12 protein-coding genes are annotated in these 13,406 nt (G+C 75.0%); 9 read left to right on the top strand and 3 right to left on the bottom strand.

All coding sequences use genetic code 11. The features are described from left to right. The first annotated feature begins 131 nt into the window (after positions 1-131). Complete coding sequence (locus M3673_RS02035) at positions 132-1,829, top strand: hypothetical protein (RefSeq protein ID WP_251531151.1); 1,698 nt, start codon at positions 132-134, stop codon at positions 1,827-1,829. Positions 1,830-1,925: 96 nt separating this feature from the next. Here the strand turns inward: M3673_RS02035 and ybaK are convergent, their stop codons facing one another. Both ybaK and M3673_RS02025 read right to left on the bottom strand, forming a co-directional pair. Next, complete coding sequence (ybaK, locus tag M3673_RS02030) at positions 1,926-2,414, bottom strand: Cys-tRNA(Pro) deacylase (RefSeq protein WP_251531148.1); 489 nt, start codon at positions 2,412-2,414, stop codon at positions 1,926-1,928. A gap of 23 nt (positions 2,415-2,437) precedes the next feature. Next, on the bottom strand, positions 2,438-3,103 hold the full coding sequence (locus M3673_RS02025) for an LON peptidase substrate-binding domain-containing protein (RefSeq protein WP_193664642.1): 666 nt from the start codon (positions 3,101-3,103) through the stop codon (positions 2,438-2,440). Positions 3,104-3,219: 116 nt separating this feature from the next. On the opposite strand from M3673_RS02025, the gene hisD reads away from it, so the two are divergent. The 6 genes from hisD to hisF all read left to right on the top strand — a co-directional run bounded on the left by hisD (position 3,220) and on the right by hisF (position 8,546). Then, the gene (gene hisD, locus M3673_RS02020; RefSeq protein WP_056904511.1) at positions 3,220-4,545 is read left to right on the top strand and encodes a histidinol dehydrogenase; all 1,326 of its coding nucleotides are present in this window, start codon (positions 3,220-3,222) and stop codon (positions 4,543-4,545) included. A gap of 6 nt (positions 4,546-4,551) precedes the next feature. Further along, entirely contained in the window at positions 4,552-5,667 is a 1,116-nt protein-coding gene (locus M3673_RS02015; protein WP_228942887.1) for a histidinol-phosphate transaminase, read from the top strand. Next, entirely contained in the window at positions 5,664-6,272 is a 609-nt protein-coding gene (hisB, locus tag M3673_RS02010; protein WP_193664638.1) for an imidazoleglycerol-phosphate dehydratase HisB, read from the top strand. Before M3673_RS02015 ends, hisB begins: the two co-directional genes overlap by 4 nt. A gap of 56 nt (positions 6,273-6,328) precedes the next feature. Further along, positions 6,329-6,958, top strand: a complete 630-nt coding sequence (hisH, locus tag M3673_RS02005; RefSeq protein ID WP_193664636.1) for an imidazole glycerol phosphate synthase subunit HisH — start codon at positions 6,329-6,331, stop codon at positions 6,956-6,958. An 89-nt stretch (positions 6,959-7,047) separates the two neighbouring features. Beyond that, positions 7,048-7,788, top strand: coding sequence for a bifunctional 1-(5-phosphoribosyl)-5-((5-phosphoribosylamino)methylideneamino)imidazole-4-carboxamide isomerase/phosphoribosylanthranilate isomerase PriA (gene priA, locus M3673_RS02000; RefSeq protein ID WP_056862522.1), 741 nt, complete (start codon positions 7,048-7,050; stop codon positions 7,786-7,788). Then, positions 7,785-8,546, top strand: a complete 762-nt coding sequence (gene hisF, locus M3673_RS01995) for an imidazole glycerol phosphate synthase subunit HisF (RefSeq protein WP_056862523.1) — start codon at positions 7,785-7,787, stop codon at positions 8,544-8,546. Before priA ends, hisF begins: the two co-directional genes overlap by 4 nt. 267 nt (positions 8,547-8,813) lie before the next feature. On the opposite strand, the gene M3673_RS01990 is transcribed toward hisF, so the two are convergent. After that, positions 8,814-9,449 (bottom strand): TIGR03085 family metal-binding protein, encoded by a 636-nt coding sequence (locus M3673_RS01990; protein ID WP_193664634.1) that lies wholly within the window; start codon positions 9,447-9,449, stop codon positions 8,814-8,816. Between the two features lie 184 nt (positions 9,450-9,633). On the opposite strand from M3673_RS01990, the gene M3673_RS01985 reads away from it, so the two are divergent. Together M3673_RS01985 and M3673_RS01980 are read left to right on the top strand one after the other, a co-directional pair. Beyond that, on the top strand, positions 9,634-11,517 hold the full coding sequence (locus M3673_RS01985; protein WP_308196077.1) for an ABC transporter ATP-binding protein: 1,884 nt from the start codon (positions 9,634-9,636) through the stop codon (positions 11,515-11,517). Further along, entirely contained in the window at positions 11,514-13,406 is a 1,893-nt protein-coding gene (locus tag M3673_RS01980; RefSeq protein ID WP_308196076.1) for an ABC transporter ATP-binding protein, read from the top strand. Before M3673_RS01985 ends, M3673_RS01980 begins: the two co-directional genes overlap by 4 nt.

The following is a 13,406-nucleotide window of genomic DNA, read 5'->3' as shown; positions in this document are numbered from 1 at the left end:
ACGGGGCCGGCGCCAGGACACCCACGGGAGCCGTCGTGACGAGCAACCTTCCGCCCGGACCGCCGCCCCAGGGCCCGCCGCCGCAGGGCCCGCCGCCGCAGGGCCCGCCGCCGTCGGGTCCGCCCCCCGAGATGCTCGACAGCAGTGGCGGAGGGCGGCTGCCGCGGGAGCGACGGCCCCGCCGCACGGGGCTGCTGGTGGGAGGGGGCGTCGCCCTCGTCGCGGTCGTCGGCGCAGGAGCCTTCGGGGCGGCCTGGTGGTTCTCCGACGGCGCCCAGGCCGCGGAGGCGCTGCCGGCCGGCACGATCGGCTACGTCGGCGTCAACCTCGACCCCAGTGGCGGTCAGAAGGTGGCGGCGCTGGAGACCCTCGAGAAGTTCCCGGCCATCCGCGAGGAGTTCGGGCTCGACGGCCCGGTCGCCGACATCGACGTCAAGCAGACCCTGGTCGACTACCTCGCCGAGCAGACCGACTGCGCCCAGGTCACCGAGGCGGCCGACGCCTTCGGCGACCGCGCCGCCTTCGCCGCGGTCGACACCGGCGGCGAGGAGCCGGCGCCGGTCTTCACCATCGAGGTCGTCGACGCCGACGCCGCCGGCCGGGCGCTCGACGACCTGGCCACCTGCACCGGCAGCGACCCCGCCGAGGGCGGGGGCGGCCCGGCCTACGTCGTGAGCGGTGACTGGATGGTGCTCGCCGAGACCGAGGAGACCGCCCAGGCCGTGGTCGACCAGACCGAGTCCGACGGGAGCCTCGCCGACGACGCCGACTTCCAGCGCTGGACCGGCGAGACCGGCGGCGACGGGGTCGTCACCCTCTACGCCGCGCCGGAGGCGGGCGAGTACCTCGCCGAGGCCTTCGGACCCGGCCTCGAGGACTCCTCGGACCTGCTCGCCCCCGCGGTGCCGGAGATGAGCGCGTCGGCGCCGGCGCTGCCCAGCGCGCTCTCCGGTGCGGGCCGCACGGCGGAGGACGGCGTCGTCGGCGCCAGCGCCGGCCTCCCGAGCGCCGCGACCCCGGCCGAGGCGCTCGAGGACTTCGCCGGCGCCGCCCTGACGCTGCGCTTCGACGACGGGGCGCTGGAGATCGAAGCCGCGGGCGAGGCCGCGGTGTTCGGAGGGTCCGACCTGCTCGTGACCGACCGCGGCGCCGACGTCGTCGAGGAGCTGCCCGCCGACACCGTGGCCGCGGTCGGGGCGGGCTTCGAGGAGGGGTGGTTCGGCGCCGTGCTCGAGCAGCTCGAGACGGCCTCGGAGGGCCTCATCGACGCCGAGGGCCTCGAGGAGCTCGCCGGCGAGACCGGCCTGACGCTGCCCGACGACGTCGAGACGGTCGTCGGCGACGCCGCGGCCGTCTCGCTCGGCAGCGGCTTCGACGTCGAGGAGCTGACGGGCTCCGCCGACCCCGCCGACCTGCCCGTGGCGCTCACCGTGCGCGGCGAGGAGGACGACGTGCAGGGCGTGCTCGACCGGCTCGCCGAGGGGCCGCTGGGCTCCGAGGTCGGCACGGTGGGCGTCGCCGGCGGCGACGGCCTCACCGCGATCGGCCTCGACGAGGACTACCTCGCCGACGTGGTCGCGGGGGGTGAGGGCCTCGGCGACTCCGAGACCTACCAGAGGGTCGTGCCCGACAGCGACGAGGCCGGATCGGTCGTCTTCGTCGACCTCGACCAGGTCAGCAGCATCGCCGGGGACTCCTTGCTCCCGCTGCTCGGCGACGACGCCCCCGCGGTCGAGGACAACCTCGACCCGCTGCGCGCCCTCGGCCTCAGCAGCTGGGTCGACGACGACGTCGCCCACCTGGTGCTCCGCGTCTCGACCGACGACTGAGCGCTGTGGGCGCGACCCGCCCCCGGGCCGGGTCGTGCTGCAGCGGGGCGGTCCGGCCCCGGCGGGCGGTCCACCCGGCGGGCCGACGGGGTCGGCTCAGTCGCGGGCGACGGCAGCGGTGACGGCGTCGGTCAGGGCGACGAGGTCGACCGGGGCCAGACCGAGGTCGAGCCCGCGCCGCCCGCCCGAGACGTAGACCACAGGGTGGGCGAGGGCGGAGACGTCGACCACGGTGGGCAGGCGCCGTCGCTGGCCCAGGGGGGAGATGCCCCCGACGACGTAGCCGGTGGACCGCTCGGCCGTCGCGGGGTCGGCCATGGCGGCGCGACTGCCGCCGACGGCGCGCGCGAGGGCCTTGAGGTCGAGGCGGCCCGAGACCGGCACCACCCCGACGACCAGTCGGCCGTCGACGTCGGCGAGCAGGGTCTTGAGCACGCAGGCCGGGTCGACCCCGAGGGCGCCGGCCGCCTCGAGCCCGAAGGACTCCGCGCGCGGGTCGTGCTCGTAGGGGTGCAGCGTGAAGGCCACGCCGGCGCGCGTCAGCGCCTGCGTCGCCGGGGTCGCGCCCGCGCCCTTCCTCGCCACCGCCGCGCTCCGTCGTACGCCGGCTAGTTGGGCGACCAGCGGGTGCGGGCGACCTCGGTGGCCGGCAGCGACGGGATGACGTTCATCGCGCGCAGCTCCGAGCGCAGCAGGTCGGTGACCATGACCAGCCGGCTGGCGGCGTCCTCGGCCTCGAGCAGCGCCTGCCGCTCCGGCATCGGCAGGGGAGCGCAGGCCGCGAGCGTCCACGACAGGTAGGACGGGTCGCGCGGCAGGCTGCCGGAGTAGGGGTCGGTGCGGATGTCCGAGAGCGCGGCGCGGTAGGCCGAGAAGGTGGCCCGCGCCCGCTCCAGCACGCCCTCGTCGACGGGGTCGGTGCCCTCGGGCAGCGCGTGGACGTGACCCACGGGGAAGGTCTCGCCGCTCTCGAGGCGGTCGAGTCCGATGCGGTCGAGTCCGACGGCGACGACGTCGAAGGTGCCGTCGGGGTGGGACTCCACCTCGGTCAGCTGCAGGCGCACGCCGACCCGGTAGAGCGACTGGGCCCCGTGGTCACCGACCTCGTAGCCCTCGCGGATGGCCACCGAGGCGAAGACCCGATCCGCCGGGTCGGGGACCCGCAGCAGGTGGTGGACCAGGGCGCGGTAGCGGTCCTCGAAGACGGTCAGCGGCACGCTGACGCCGGGGAAGAGCACCGAGTTCAGCGGGAACATCGGCAGCGTGTCGGTCACGCTGACGACCCTAGACCCCCGGCCCGCACGCCGTTGCCCGGACGGGTGGGTCCGTGCAGGGTCCACGCGGGGTCGCCGGTTCGGGTTGCCGGCACCGGGGCTCGTAGGATCAACCCATGATTCGCCGGATCGACCTGCGAGGGACTGCTGCCGACGGCGCTGCCCCCGTCGACTACCGCGCCGCCGTGCCGCGCGCCGAGTTCGACGTCGAGGCCGCCATGCATGTCGTGCGCCCGATCTGCGACGCGGTGCGCGACCGGGGCGTCGAGGCGATCCTGGAGTTCTCCGAGACCTTCGACGGCGTCCGCAACGACGACATCGTCGTGCCCCCGGCGGCGCTGTCGCAGGCCCTCGAGGAGCTCGACCCGGCCGTCCGGGTCGCCCTGGAGGAGTCGATCCGCCGCCTGCGCGAGACCTGCGTCGCCGAGCTCGAGGAGGACACCTCGGTCGAGCTCGGTCCCGGCGCCCGGGTCAGCAAGCGGATGGTGCCGATCACCCGGGTCGGCCTCTACGTGCCCGGCGGCATCGCCCCGCTGGTCTCCAGCGTCGTGATGAACGTCGTGCCCGCGCAGGTCGCCGGCGTCGAGTCCATCGCGCTGACCTCGAGCCCGCAGAAGGAGTTCGGCGGGCTGCCGCACCCCACGATCCTGGCCGCCTGCGCGCTGCTGGGCGTGGAGGAGGTCTACTCCGTCGGAGGCGCCCAGGCCGTGGCGATGTTCGCCCACGGCGCGGGCCCGTGCCGCCGCGTCGACCTGGTCACCGGACCGGGTGCGATCTACACCGTGGCCGCCAAGCGCCTGCTCAAGGGCATCGTCGGCATCGACTCCGAGGCCGGGCCGACCGAGATCGCGGTGCTGGCCGACGACACCGCGGAGCCGGCGTACGTCGCCGCCGACCTGCTGAGCCAGTCCGAGCACGACCCGATGGCCTCCAGCGTGCTGGTCACGACGTCGGTGCAGCTGGCCGACGAGGTCGAGGCCGAGCTCGACAAGCAGGTCTCGGTGACCCGCCACGCCGAGCGCATCCGCACCTCGCTGGGCGGGGAGCAGTCCGGCATCGTGCTGGTCGACGACCTCGAGCAGGGCCTCGCCGTCGTCGACGCCTACGGCGCGGAGCACCTGGAGATCCAGACCCGCGACGCCGCCGCCCTGGCGGCCCGGGTCCGCAACGCGGGCGCCATCTTCGTCGGCCCCCACGCACCGGTCTCGCTGGGCGACTACTGCGCCGGCTCCAATCACGTGCTGCCCACGGGCGGCTGCTCGTGCCACTCCTCGGGGCTCTCGGTGCGCAGCTTCCTCAAGGCGGTGCACGTCGTCGACTACACCCGTGAGGGACTGGCCGCCGTGGCCGACCACGTCGTCAACCTCGCCGAGGCCGAGGACCTGCCCGGTCACGGCGCGGCGGTGCGGGTGCGCTTCGACCGCCCCCTCGCCGACGGGTAGGCGCCGGTGTTCCCGCCCCTGCGCGAGGAGCTGCGCGGCCTCGAGCCCTACGGCGCCCCGCAGCTCGACGTGCCCGTGCAGCTCAACGTCAACGAGAACCCCTACGGCCCCTCGCCCGCGTGCGTGGCCGACATCGCCGACGCCGTGGCCACGGCGGCCACGACGCTCAACCGCTACCCCGACCGCGAGTTCGTGGCGCTGCGCACCGCCCTGGCCGACTACCTCGCCCGCGACACCCCCCACGGGATCGTGCCGGAGCAGGTGTGGGCCGCCAACGGTTCCAACGAGGTCATGCTGCAGCTGCTCCAGGCCTTCGGCGGCCCGGGGCGCACGGCGCTGAGCTTCGCCCCGACGTACTCGATGTACCCCGAGTACGCCCGCGACACGATGACCCGCTGGGTCGCGGGTCGCCGCGCCGAGGACTTCACCCTCGACCTCGACGCCGCCCGCGCCCTCGTCGAGGCCGAGCGCCCCAGCGTCGTGCTGCTGCCCAGCCCCAACAACCCCACCGGCACCGCGCTGCCGCCCGAGGCGGTCGCGCTGCTGTGCGAGGCCGTGGGCGAGGACGGCGTGCTCGTCGTCGACGAGGCATACGGCGAGTTCCGCCGCACCGGCACGCCGAGCGCGCTCGAGCTGCTGCCGCACCACCGCAACCTGGTGGTCAGCCGCACCATGAGCAAGGCCTTCGCCGGGGCGGGTCTGCGGCTGGGCTACCTCGCCGCCGACCCGGCCATCTGCGACGCGATCCGGGTGGTGCGCCTGCCCTACCACCTCTCCTCGGTGACCCAGGCGACGGCGCTGGCCGCGCTGCGCCACACCGAGGAGCTGCTCGGCCAGGTCGACCGGCTGCGCGAGGAGCGCGACCGCACCGTCGCGTGGCTGCGTGCGCAGGGTCACCAGGTCGCCGACAGCGACGCCAACTTCTGCCTCTTCGGCACCTTCCCCGACCGTCACGCGGTCTGGCAGGGACTGCTCGACCACGGGGTGCTCGTGCGCGAGGTCGGCCCCGAGGGCTGGCTGCGCGTGTCGATCGGCACCCCCGACGAGATGGCCGCCTTCCGCACCGCCCTCACCCAGGTGACCGGCCAGACGACCCCGCAGGCCCCCAAGGAGACGACATGAGCAGGACCGCACGCGTCGAGCGCCAGACCAGTGAGTCCTCGGTGCTCGTCGAGGTCGACCTCGACGGCACCGGACGCCACGAGATCTCCACCGGCGTCGGCTTCTACGACCACATGCTCACCGCCTTCGCCCGTCACGCCCTGGTCGACCTGACCGTGCGCACGACCGGCGACGTGCACATCGACGCCCACCACACCGTCGAGGACACCGCGATCGCCCTGGGCCAGGCCCTGCGCCAGGCGCTCGGCGACAAGCGCGGCATCCGCCGCTTCGGCGACGCCACCGTGCCGCTCGACGAGGCGCTCGTGCAGGCCGTCGTCGACGTGTCGGGCCGTCCCTACTGCGTGCACACCGGCGAGCCCGAGGGCCAGCAGTACGTCGCACTCGGCGGCTCCGGGGTCTCATACCTCGGGTCGCTGACCCAGCACGTCTTCGAGACCCTCGCCTTCCACGGCCACCTCGCGCTGCACGTGCGGGTGCTGGCCGGGCGCGAGCCCCACCACCTGGTGGAGACCCAGTTCAAGGCCTTCGCCCGTGCCTTCCGCGACGCCGTCGCTCTCGACCCGCGCGAGACCGGCATCCCCTCCACCAAGGGCGCGCTCTGAGCGCCGCGGCGGGGGAGAGCGACTCTCCGGTCACGGAGGGGGCGGACGGACCCGACGTGGTCGTCCTCGACTACGGCTCGGGCAACCTGCGCTCGGCCGTGCGCGCCGTCGAGCGCGCCGGGGCCCGCGTCACCCTGACCTCCGACTTCGAGACCGCGCTGCACGCCGACGGCCTCGTCGTGCCCGGCGTCGGCGCCTACGCCGCCTGCATGGCCGGCCTGCGCGAGATCAAGGGCGACCGGCTGATCGGGCGCCGCCTCGCCGGCGGACGCCCCGTGCTGGGCATCTGCGTGGGCATGCAGGTGCTCTTCGCCCGCGGCGTCGAGCACGGGGTCGAGACCGAGGGCTGCGACGAGTGGCCCGGCGTGGTCGAGCGGCTCCAGGCCCCGGTGGTGCCCCACATGGGCTGGAACACCGTCGAGGTCGCCGAGGGCAGCACGCTCTTCGCCGGCCTCGCCGACGAGCGCTTCTACTTCGTGCACTCCTACGGCGTGCGCGAGTGGACCCTGGTCACCAACGACCGCACCACCGCGCCCCGCGTCACCTGGGCCGAGCACGGCGGCGACCGCTTCGTCGCCGCCGTCGAGAACGGCCCGCTCACCGCCACGCAGTTCCACCCCGAGAAGTCCGGCGACGCCGGCGCGGCCCTGCTGCGCAACTGGGTCGCCACCCTCCAGCGCGGCTGACCCGCCCCACCCCAGCCGCACCAGCCGACCCCAGCCCGCCGCCACGGTCCCGACGTACGCCGGGAGCGCGCCGACCCGAAGGAACCCTGATGTCCGACCACCTCGAGCTCCTCCCCGCCGTCGACATCGCCGGCGGCCAGGCCGTCCAGCTGGTGCAGGGCGTCGCCGGCTCCGAGAAGCGCTTCGGCGACCCCGTCGAAGCGGCGCTGCGCTGGCAGGAGGCCGGCGCGGAGTGGATCCACCTCGTCGACCTCGACGCCGCCTTCGGGCGCGGGCACAACCGCGAGCTGCAGGCCCGCATCGTCGGCACGCTCGACATCGACGTGGAGATGAGCGGCGGCATCCGCGACGACGAGTCGCTGGCCGCGGCGATGGCGGCCGGCTGCCGCCGCGTCAACATCGGCACCGCCGCCCTCGAGCAGCCCGAGTGGTGCGCCCGGGCCATCGCCGAGCACGGCGACCGGGTCGCGGTCGGCCTCGACGTGCGCGGCCGCACCCTGGCGGCGCGCGGCTGGACCCAGGACGGCGGCGACCTCTACGACGTGCTGACCCGCCTCGACGCCGAGGGCTGCGCGCGCTACGTCGTCACCGACGTCAACAAGGACGGCATGCTCCAGGGCCCCAACCTGCAGCTGCTCCAGGACGTCTGCGCGGCCACCGACCGCCCGGTCGTCGCCTCCGGCGGCATCACCGAGCTGGCCGACCTCGAGGCCCTCATGGGCCTGGTCGGCAGCGGCGTCGAGGGCGCGATCATCGGCACCGCGCTCTACGAGGGCCGCTTCACGCTCGTCGACGCCCTGGCCCTGACCCGGCCGGGAGGCGTGTCGTGACCCTCGCGGTGCGGGTCATCCCGTGCCTCGACGTCGACGGCGGCCGGGTGGTCAAGGGCATCAACTTCACCGAGCTGCGCGACGCCGGGGACCCCGTCGAGCTGGCCCGCACCTACGACGCCGAGGGCGCCGACGAGCTGACCTTCCTCGACATCTCCGCCTCCCACGAGGGCCGCGCGACCACGATGGAGGTGGTCTCGCGCTGCGCCGAGGAGGTCTTCATCCCCCTCACTGTCGGCGGGGGAGTCTCCTCGACCGCTGACGTCGACCGGCTGCTGCGCGCCGGGGCCGACAAGGTCGCGGTCAACACCGCCGCCATCCGCCGCCCCGAGCTCGTCGCCGAGATCGCCGACCGCTTCGGCAACCAGGTGCTCGTGCTGTCGGTCGACGCCCGTCGCGCCGCCGGCACCGACTCGGGCTTCGAGGTCACCACCCACGGCGGTCGGCAGTCCTCGGGCCTCGACGCGCTTGCCTGGGCCGTGCGCGCCGCCGAGCTGGGCGCGGGCGAGATCCTGCTCAACGCCATGGACGCCGACGGCACCCAGGACGGCTTCGACCTCGACCTCATCGCCGCCGTGCGGCGCGAGGTGGCGATCCCGGTGATCGCCTCCGGCGGCGCCGGGCGCCTGGAGCACTTCGCCCCCGCCGTCGACGCCGGCGCCGACGCCGTGCTCGCCGCCACCGTGTTCCACTTCGGCACCCTGCGCGTGGGCGAGGTCAAGAACGCGCTCGCCGCCACCGGTCACCCGGTGCGCTGAGACCCGGCGCCGGGCCCTGGCATCCGCTGCTGAGCCCTGGTGCTGGGTCCTGGTGCTGGGTCCTGGTGCTGGGCCCTGGTGCTGGGCCCTGGTGATGGACACGGCGCTGCGACCGGGCTCGGGGGACCGGGCCGGGCGTGCACGCCGCCCCGCCAGCCCCACCCGTCACACCGGTCGGCCCGGACCCGCACCTGTCGGCCGACGCGTGGGCCGACAGGTGCGGGTTTCACCAGCCGGCTGGTGAAACCCGCCGCCCGCCGCCAGCCCTCAGCAGGCGAACCCGGCGGCGCGGAACGCCGCGACCCGGTCGGGCGGGCCGTCGACGGTGACGCCGCGGACCTGGTCGCGACCCGAGAGCAGCAGGGCCAGTTCGACCGGGGCGCCCGTGACCACGACCGGGTCGGCGCCGGCGCGCAGCGTCGTACGACGCCCGGAGTCGGCGTCGCGGACCTGCACCGGCACACCGGCGGGGCGCACGAGCAGCCGCCCGAGGCCGCCGAGGGAGCCCCACACCACGGCGGCGTCGGCGGGCGCCAGGGCGCGCGGCTGCCAGCCGGGCTGCGCGCGCCGGACGTCCTCGTGGTGGATGAGGAACTCCAGGGTGTTCGCCACCCGCTCCACCGGCCGCAGGCGGTACGGCGTCAGCCCGGGGTCGCGCAGCCGCTCGACCAGCTGCGGCAGCGGCCGCCGGCGGGCGCGCGCGACGGCCCGGTCGGCCAGGCCCGCCAGCGGCGGCACCACCGCGCCGAGCGCCGCGACGGGGGAGGTCTCGCGCACCAGGCAGTGGGCGACGAGGTCGGCCACCGCCCACCCCTCGCACAGCGTGGGCGCCTCGGGACCGAGCTCGAGGGCGAGGTCGCACAGGGCGTGGCGCTCGCGCCGGGCCAGCAGCAGGTCGCTCATGACCCGAGCCTAGGCAGCGGCACCCACCGCCCGCCCCGGGGCCGGGCGGCGACCGGGATTCGGGGCCTGTCGGCGCCCGGGAATAGCGTGCGTGAGGCGGGAGGTTCTCCTGCGGCCCCCGAGCGCTCCCGCAGGACCTGCGGAGCGCGGGGCCCCCGGCACCCGAGCGCAGGACGGACGGCACGTGACGCAGACTCAGGAGCGGATCGACCGCGACGCCGCCGAGATGGCCTCGTCGCGGGCCTCCACCACCCGCGACGGGTTCGGCGTGCTGCTCGTGGCCATCAAGCGCGAGCCGTGGATCTTCACGCTCTCCACCCTGGGCAGCGTGCTCTTCGGGGCGCTCACGGTCGCCGACGCCTGGGTGCTCGGCTGGTCGACCGACCACGTGGTGCTGCCGGCCTTCCGCGACGGCGAGATCGACGGCGGCCTGCTGTGGGCGATCCTCGGGCTCTTCGTCGCGGTCGCGATCCTGCGGGCGGTCGGGATCGTCGCGCGCCGCCTCGGCGCAGGGATCATGCAGTACCGCATGCAGGCCCACACCCGCCGTGCGGTGACGCGGCAGTACCTCCAGCTCCCGATGGAGTGGCACCAGCGCCACCCCACCGGCCAGCTGCTCTCCAACGCCAACTCCGACGTCGAGGCCGCGTGGGGCCCGATCGCGCCGCTGCCGATGGCGGTCGGCACCGTGGCGATGATGGTGATCGCGGTCGCCCAGATGCTGGTGGCCGACCTCGTGCTCGCGCTCGTCGGCCTCCTGGTCTTCCCCGCCGTGATCGCGGCCAACCTGGCCTACCAGCGCCTCGCCTCACCCCTGATGACGCGCGCCCAGCAGCTGCGTGCGGAGGTCAGCGAGATCGCCCACGAGTCCTTCGATGGCGCGATGGTGGTCAAGACCCTGGGCCGCGAGCCCCAGGAGACCGAGCGCTTCGCGGCCAAGGCCCTGGAGCTGCGCGACGTCAACATCCGCGCCGGGCGCATCCGCGCGGCCTTCGACCCGACCCTGGCCGCGCTGCCCAACCTCGGCGTGCTCGTCGTGCTGGCCGTCGGCGTGCAGCGCGTGCTCACCGGGGCCACCGACGCCGGCGACGTGGTCACGGTGGCCTACCTGCTGACCATCGTCTCCTTCCCGATCCGCTCCATCGGCTGGCTGCTCGGTGAGTTCCCCCGCAGCGTGGTCGGCTTCCGCCGGGTCTCCTCGGTGCTCGACGCCACGGGCGAGATGGTCTACGGCGAGCACGCCGTCACGCCCGCGTCCGGCGCCGGCGGCGGCGCCCGCCTCGAGGTCGACGCGCTGGCCTACGCCTACGACCCGGCGCAGCCGCTGCTGCAGGACGTGTCGTTCACCGTGGAGCCCGGCCGCACCGTGGCCCTGGTCGGCGCCACCGCGTCGGGCAAGAGCACCCTCACCTCCCTGGTGACCCGTCTGGTCGACCCCGACGCCGGCCGGGTCCTCCTCGACGGCACCGACGTGCGCGACCTCGCCGCCGGCGAGCTGTCGCGCGCCGTCGCCGTGGTGCCCCAGACCGCCTTCCTCTTCGACGACACGGTGCGCGGCAACGTCGCCCTCGGCGACGAGCTCGACGACGAGACCGTCTGGGAGGCGCTGCGCGCGGCGCAGGCCGACGGCTTCGTCGCGGCGCTGCCGCACGGCCTCGACACCCGCCTCGGCGAGCGCGGCACGTCGCTGTCCGGCGGGCAGCGCCAGCGGCTCTCGCTGGCCCGGGCCCTCGTGCGCCGGCCCCGCCTCATGGTGCTCGACGACGCGACCTCCGCGGTCGACCCCGAGGTCGAGGCCCGCATCCTCGCCGCCCTGCGCGACGGCTCCGGGGGTGCGAGCCTCCTGGTCGTCGCCTACCGCAAGGCCACCATCGGCCTGGCCGACGAGGTCGTGCACCTCGAGGGCGGCCGGATCGTGGACCGTGGCACCCACCGCGAGCTCCTGGCCCGCAGCGCCTCCTACGCCCGCCTGGTCAACGCCTACGAGACCGAGGACCACGCGCCCTCGGCCAGGACCGACCAGCCGACCGACCAGCCGACCGACGCCACCACCGGAGGCACCCTGTGAGCCGCACCGAGACCGACGCCGCCACCGGCCCCGGCGGTCCCGCGCGCGGCGGGCGTCCCGACGCGGCCGGCCCCGCCGACGGGGCCGCCCGTGAGGACGCGCGCGCCGCGACGACCATGGACACCGGCGAGGAGATGAAGGCGCTGGAGACCATCCGGCGCGGCATCCACTTCTCACCCGAGCTCACCGACGGCATCCGCGGCACGCTGCTGCTCGCCGTCCTTGCCTCGGTCGGGCAGGTGATCGTGCCCATCGCGGTGCAGCAGACCCTCGACCGGGGGCTGGGCCGCGCCGGCGGGCCCGACGTGTCCTTCACCGTGTGGATGGGCGTGGCCGCCGCCCTCGCCCTGGTCCTCACCAGCTGGGCCTCCTACGCCATGACGTCGCGGCTGTTCACGACCTCCGAGCGGGGCCTGGCCACGCTGCGGGTCAAGGCCTTCCGCCACGTGCACGACCTGCCCCTGCTGACCCAGAACACCGAGCGCCGCGGGGCGCTTGTCTCCCGCGTCACCAGCGACGTCGACCAGGTCAGCCAGTTCCTGGTCTTCGGCGGGCTGCTCTTCGTGGTGAGCGTCGGCCAGGTGCTCATCGCCACCATCGTGATGCTGTTCTACAGCTGGCAGCTGGCGCTGGTCGTGTGGGTCGCCTTCGCGCCCCTCTTCCTCTCGCTGCGCTTCTTCCAGCGCAAGCTCTCCGACGCCTACGGCACCGTGCGCCGCCAGGTCGGCCTGCTGCTCTCGGCCATCGCCGAGCCGGTGGTCGGCGCGGCGGTGGTGCGCTCCTACTCGGTGCAGTCGCGCACCCAGCGCCGCATCGACGAGGCCATCGACGCCCACAAGGCGGCCAGCACCCGCGCCCAGGGCTTCACCGCCGTCTCCTTCTCCCTCGGTGGCATCTCCGCGGGCCTGGCCAACGCCGGCGTGCTCATCGTCGGGATCTGGCTGGGCTTCGCCGACGACATCACCGCCGGCGAGGTGCTCGCCTTCGCCTTCCTCGTCACCCTCTTCGTCGGCCCGGTCCAGCTCGGCACGCAGATCCTCACCGACGCCCAGAACGCCATCGCCGGCTGGCGCCGGGTCATCGGCATCCTCGACACGCCGGCCGACCTGGTCGACCCCGGCGCCGACGGCGTCGCGCTCCCGCGCGGCCCGATCGACGTGCGCTTCGACGACGTCACCTTCGCCTACCCCGGCGGGCAGCCGGTGCTGCGCGACGTCGACCTGGCCCTCGACGCCGGCACCCGCGTGGCGATCGTCGGCGAGACCGGCTCGGGCAAGTCCACCTTCGCCAAGCTGCTGACCCGCCTGATGGACCCCTCCGAGGGCCGGGTGCTCCTCGACGGCGTCGACGTACGCCGGATCGCCGAGGCCTCGCTGCGCAGCAGCGTGGTGCTCGTGCCGCAGGAGGGCTTCCTCTTCGACGACACGCTGCTGGCCAACGTCCGCTACGGCCGTCTCGACGCCACCGAGGCCGACGTGCTCGCGAGCGCCGACGAGCTCGGCCTCGGCGACTGGCTCGCGGGCCTGCCGCAGGGCCTGGCCACCCGGGTCGGGCAGCGCGGCGAGTCGCTGTCGGCGGGGGAGCGCCAGCTGGTGGCGCTGCTGCGGGCCCACCTGGCCGACCCCGACCTGCTGGTGCTCGACGAGGCGACCAGCGCGGTCGACCCCGCCCTGGAGATGCGCATCGGGCGCGCGCTCGAGCGGCTGATGAGCGGTCGCACCTCGGTGACCATCGCCCACCGTCTCTCCACCGCCGAGAACGCCGACGAGGTCGTGGTCGTCGACCGCGGTCGGGTGGTCCAGCGCGGCCCGCACGACCGGCTGGTCACCGAGGCCGGCTCGGTCTACGCCGGGCTGCACGCCTCCTGGGTCGCCCAGCAGGGCGCCTGA

Origin of the sequence: Nocardioides sp. P86, assembly GCF_023712465.1 — a bacterium.
Taxonomy (GTDB): Bacteria; Actinomycetota; Actinomycetes; order Propionibacteriales; family Nocardioidaceae; genus Nocardioides; species Nocardioides kribbensis.
The sequence above is the reverse complement of the archived record's forward strand: the minus strand, read 5'-3'. Positions and strand labels throughout refer to the sequence as shown.

Bases quoted from the DNA above. Each gene is read 5' to 3' on its own strand.
- M3673_RS02035 (WP_251531151.1), top strand. From the start codon at position 132: ATGCTCGACAGCAGTGGCGGAGGGCGGCTGCCGCGGGAGCGACGGCCC.
- hisB (WP_193664638.1), top strand. From the start codon at position 5,664: ATGAGCAGGACCGCACGCGTCGAGCGCCAGACCAGTGAGTCCTCGGTG.
- hisD (WP_056904511.1), top strand. From the start codon at position 3,220: ATGATTCGCCGGATCGACCTGCGAGGGACTGCTGCCGACGGCGCTGCC.
- priA (WP_056862522.1), top strand. From the start codon at position 7,048: ATGTCCGACCACCTCGAGCTCCTCCCCGCCGTCGACATCGCCGGCGGC.
- M3673_RS01990 (WP_193664634.1), bottom strand. From the start codon at position 9,449: ATGAGCGACCTGCTGCTGGCCCGGCGCGAGCGCCACGCCCTGTGCGAC.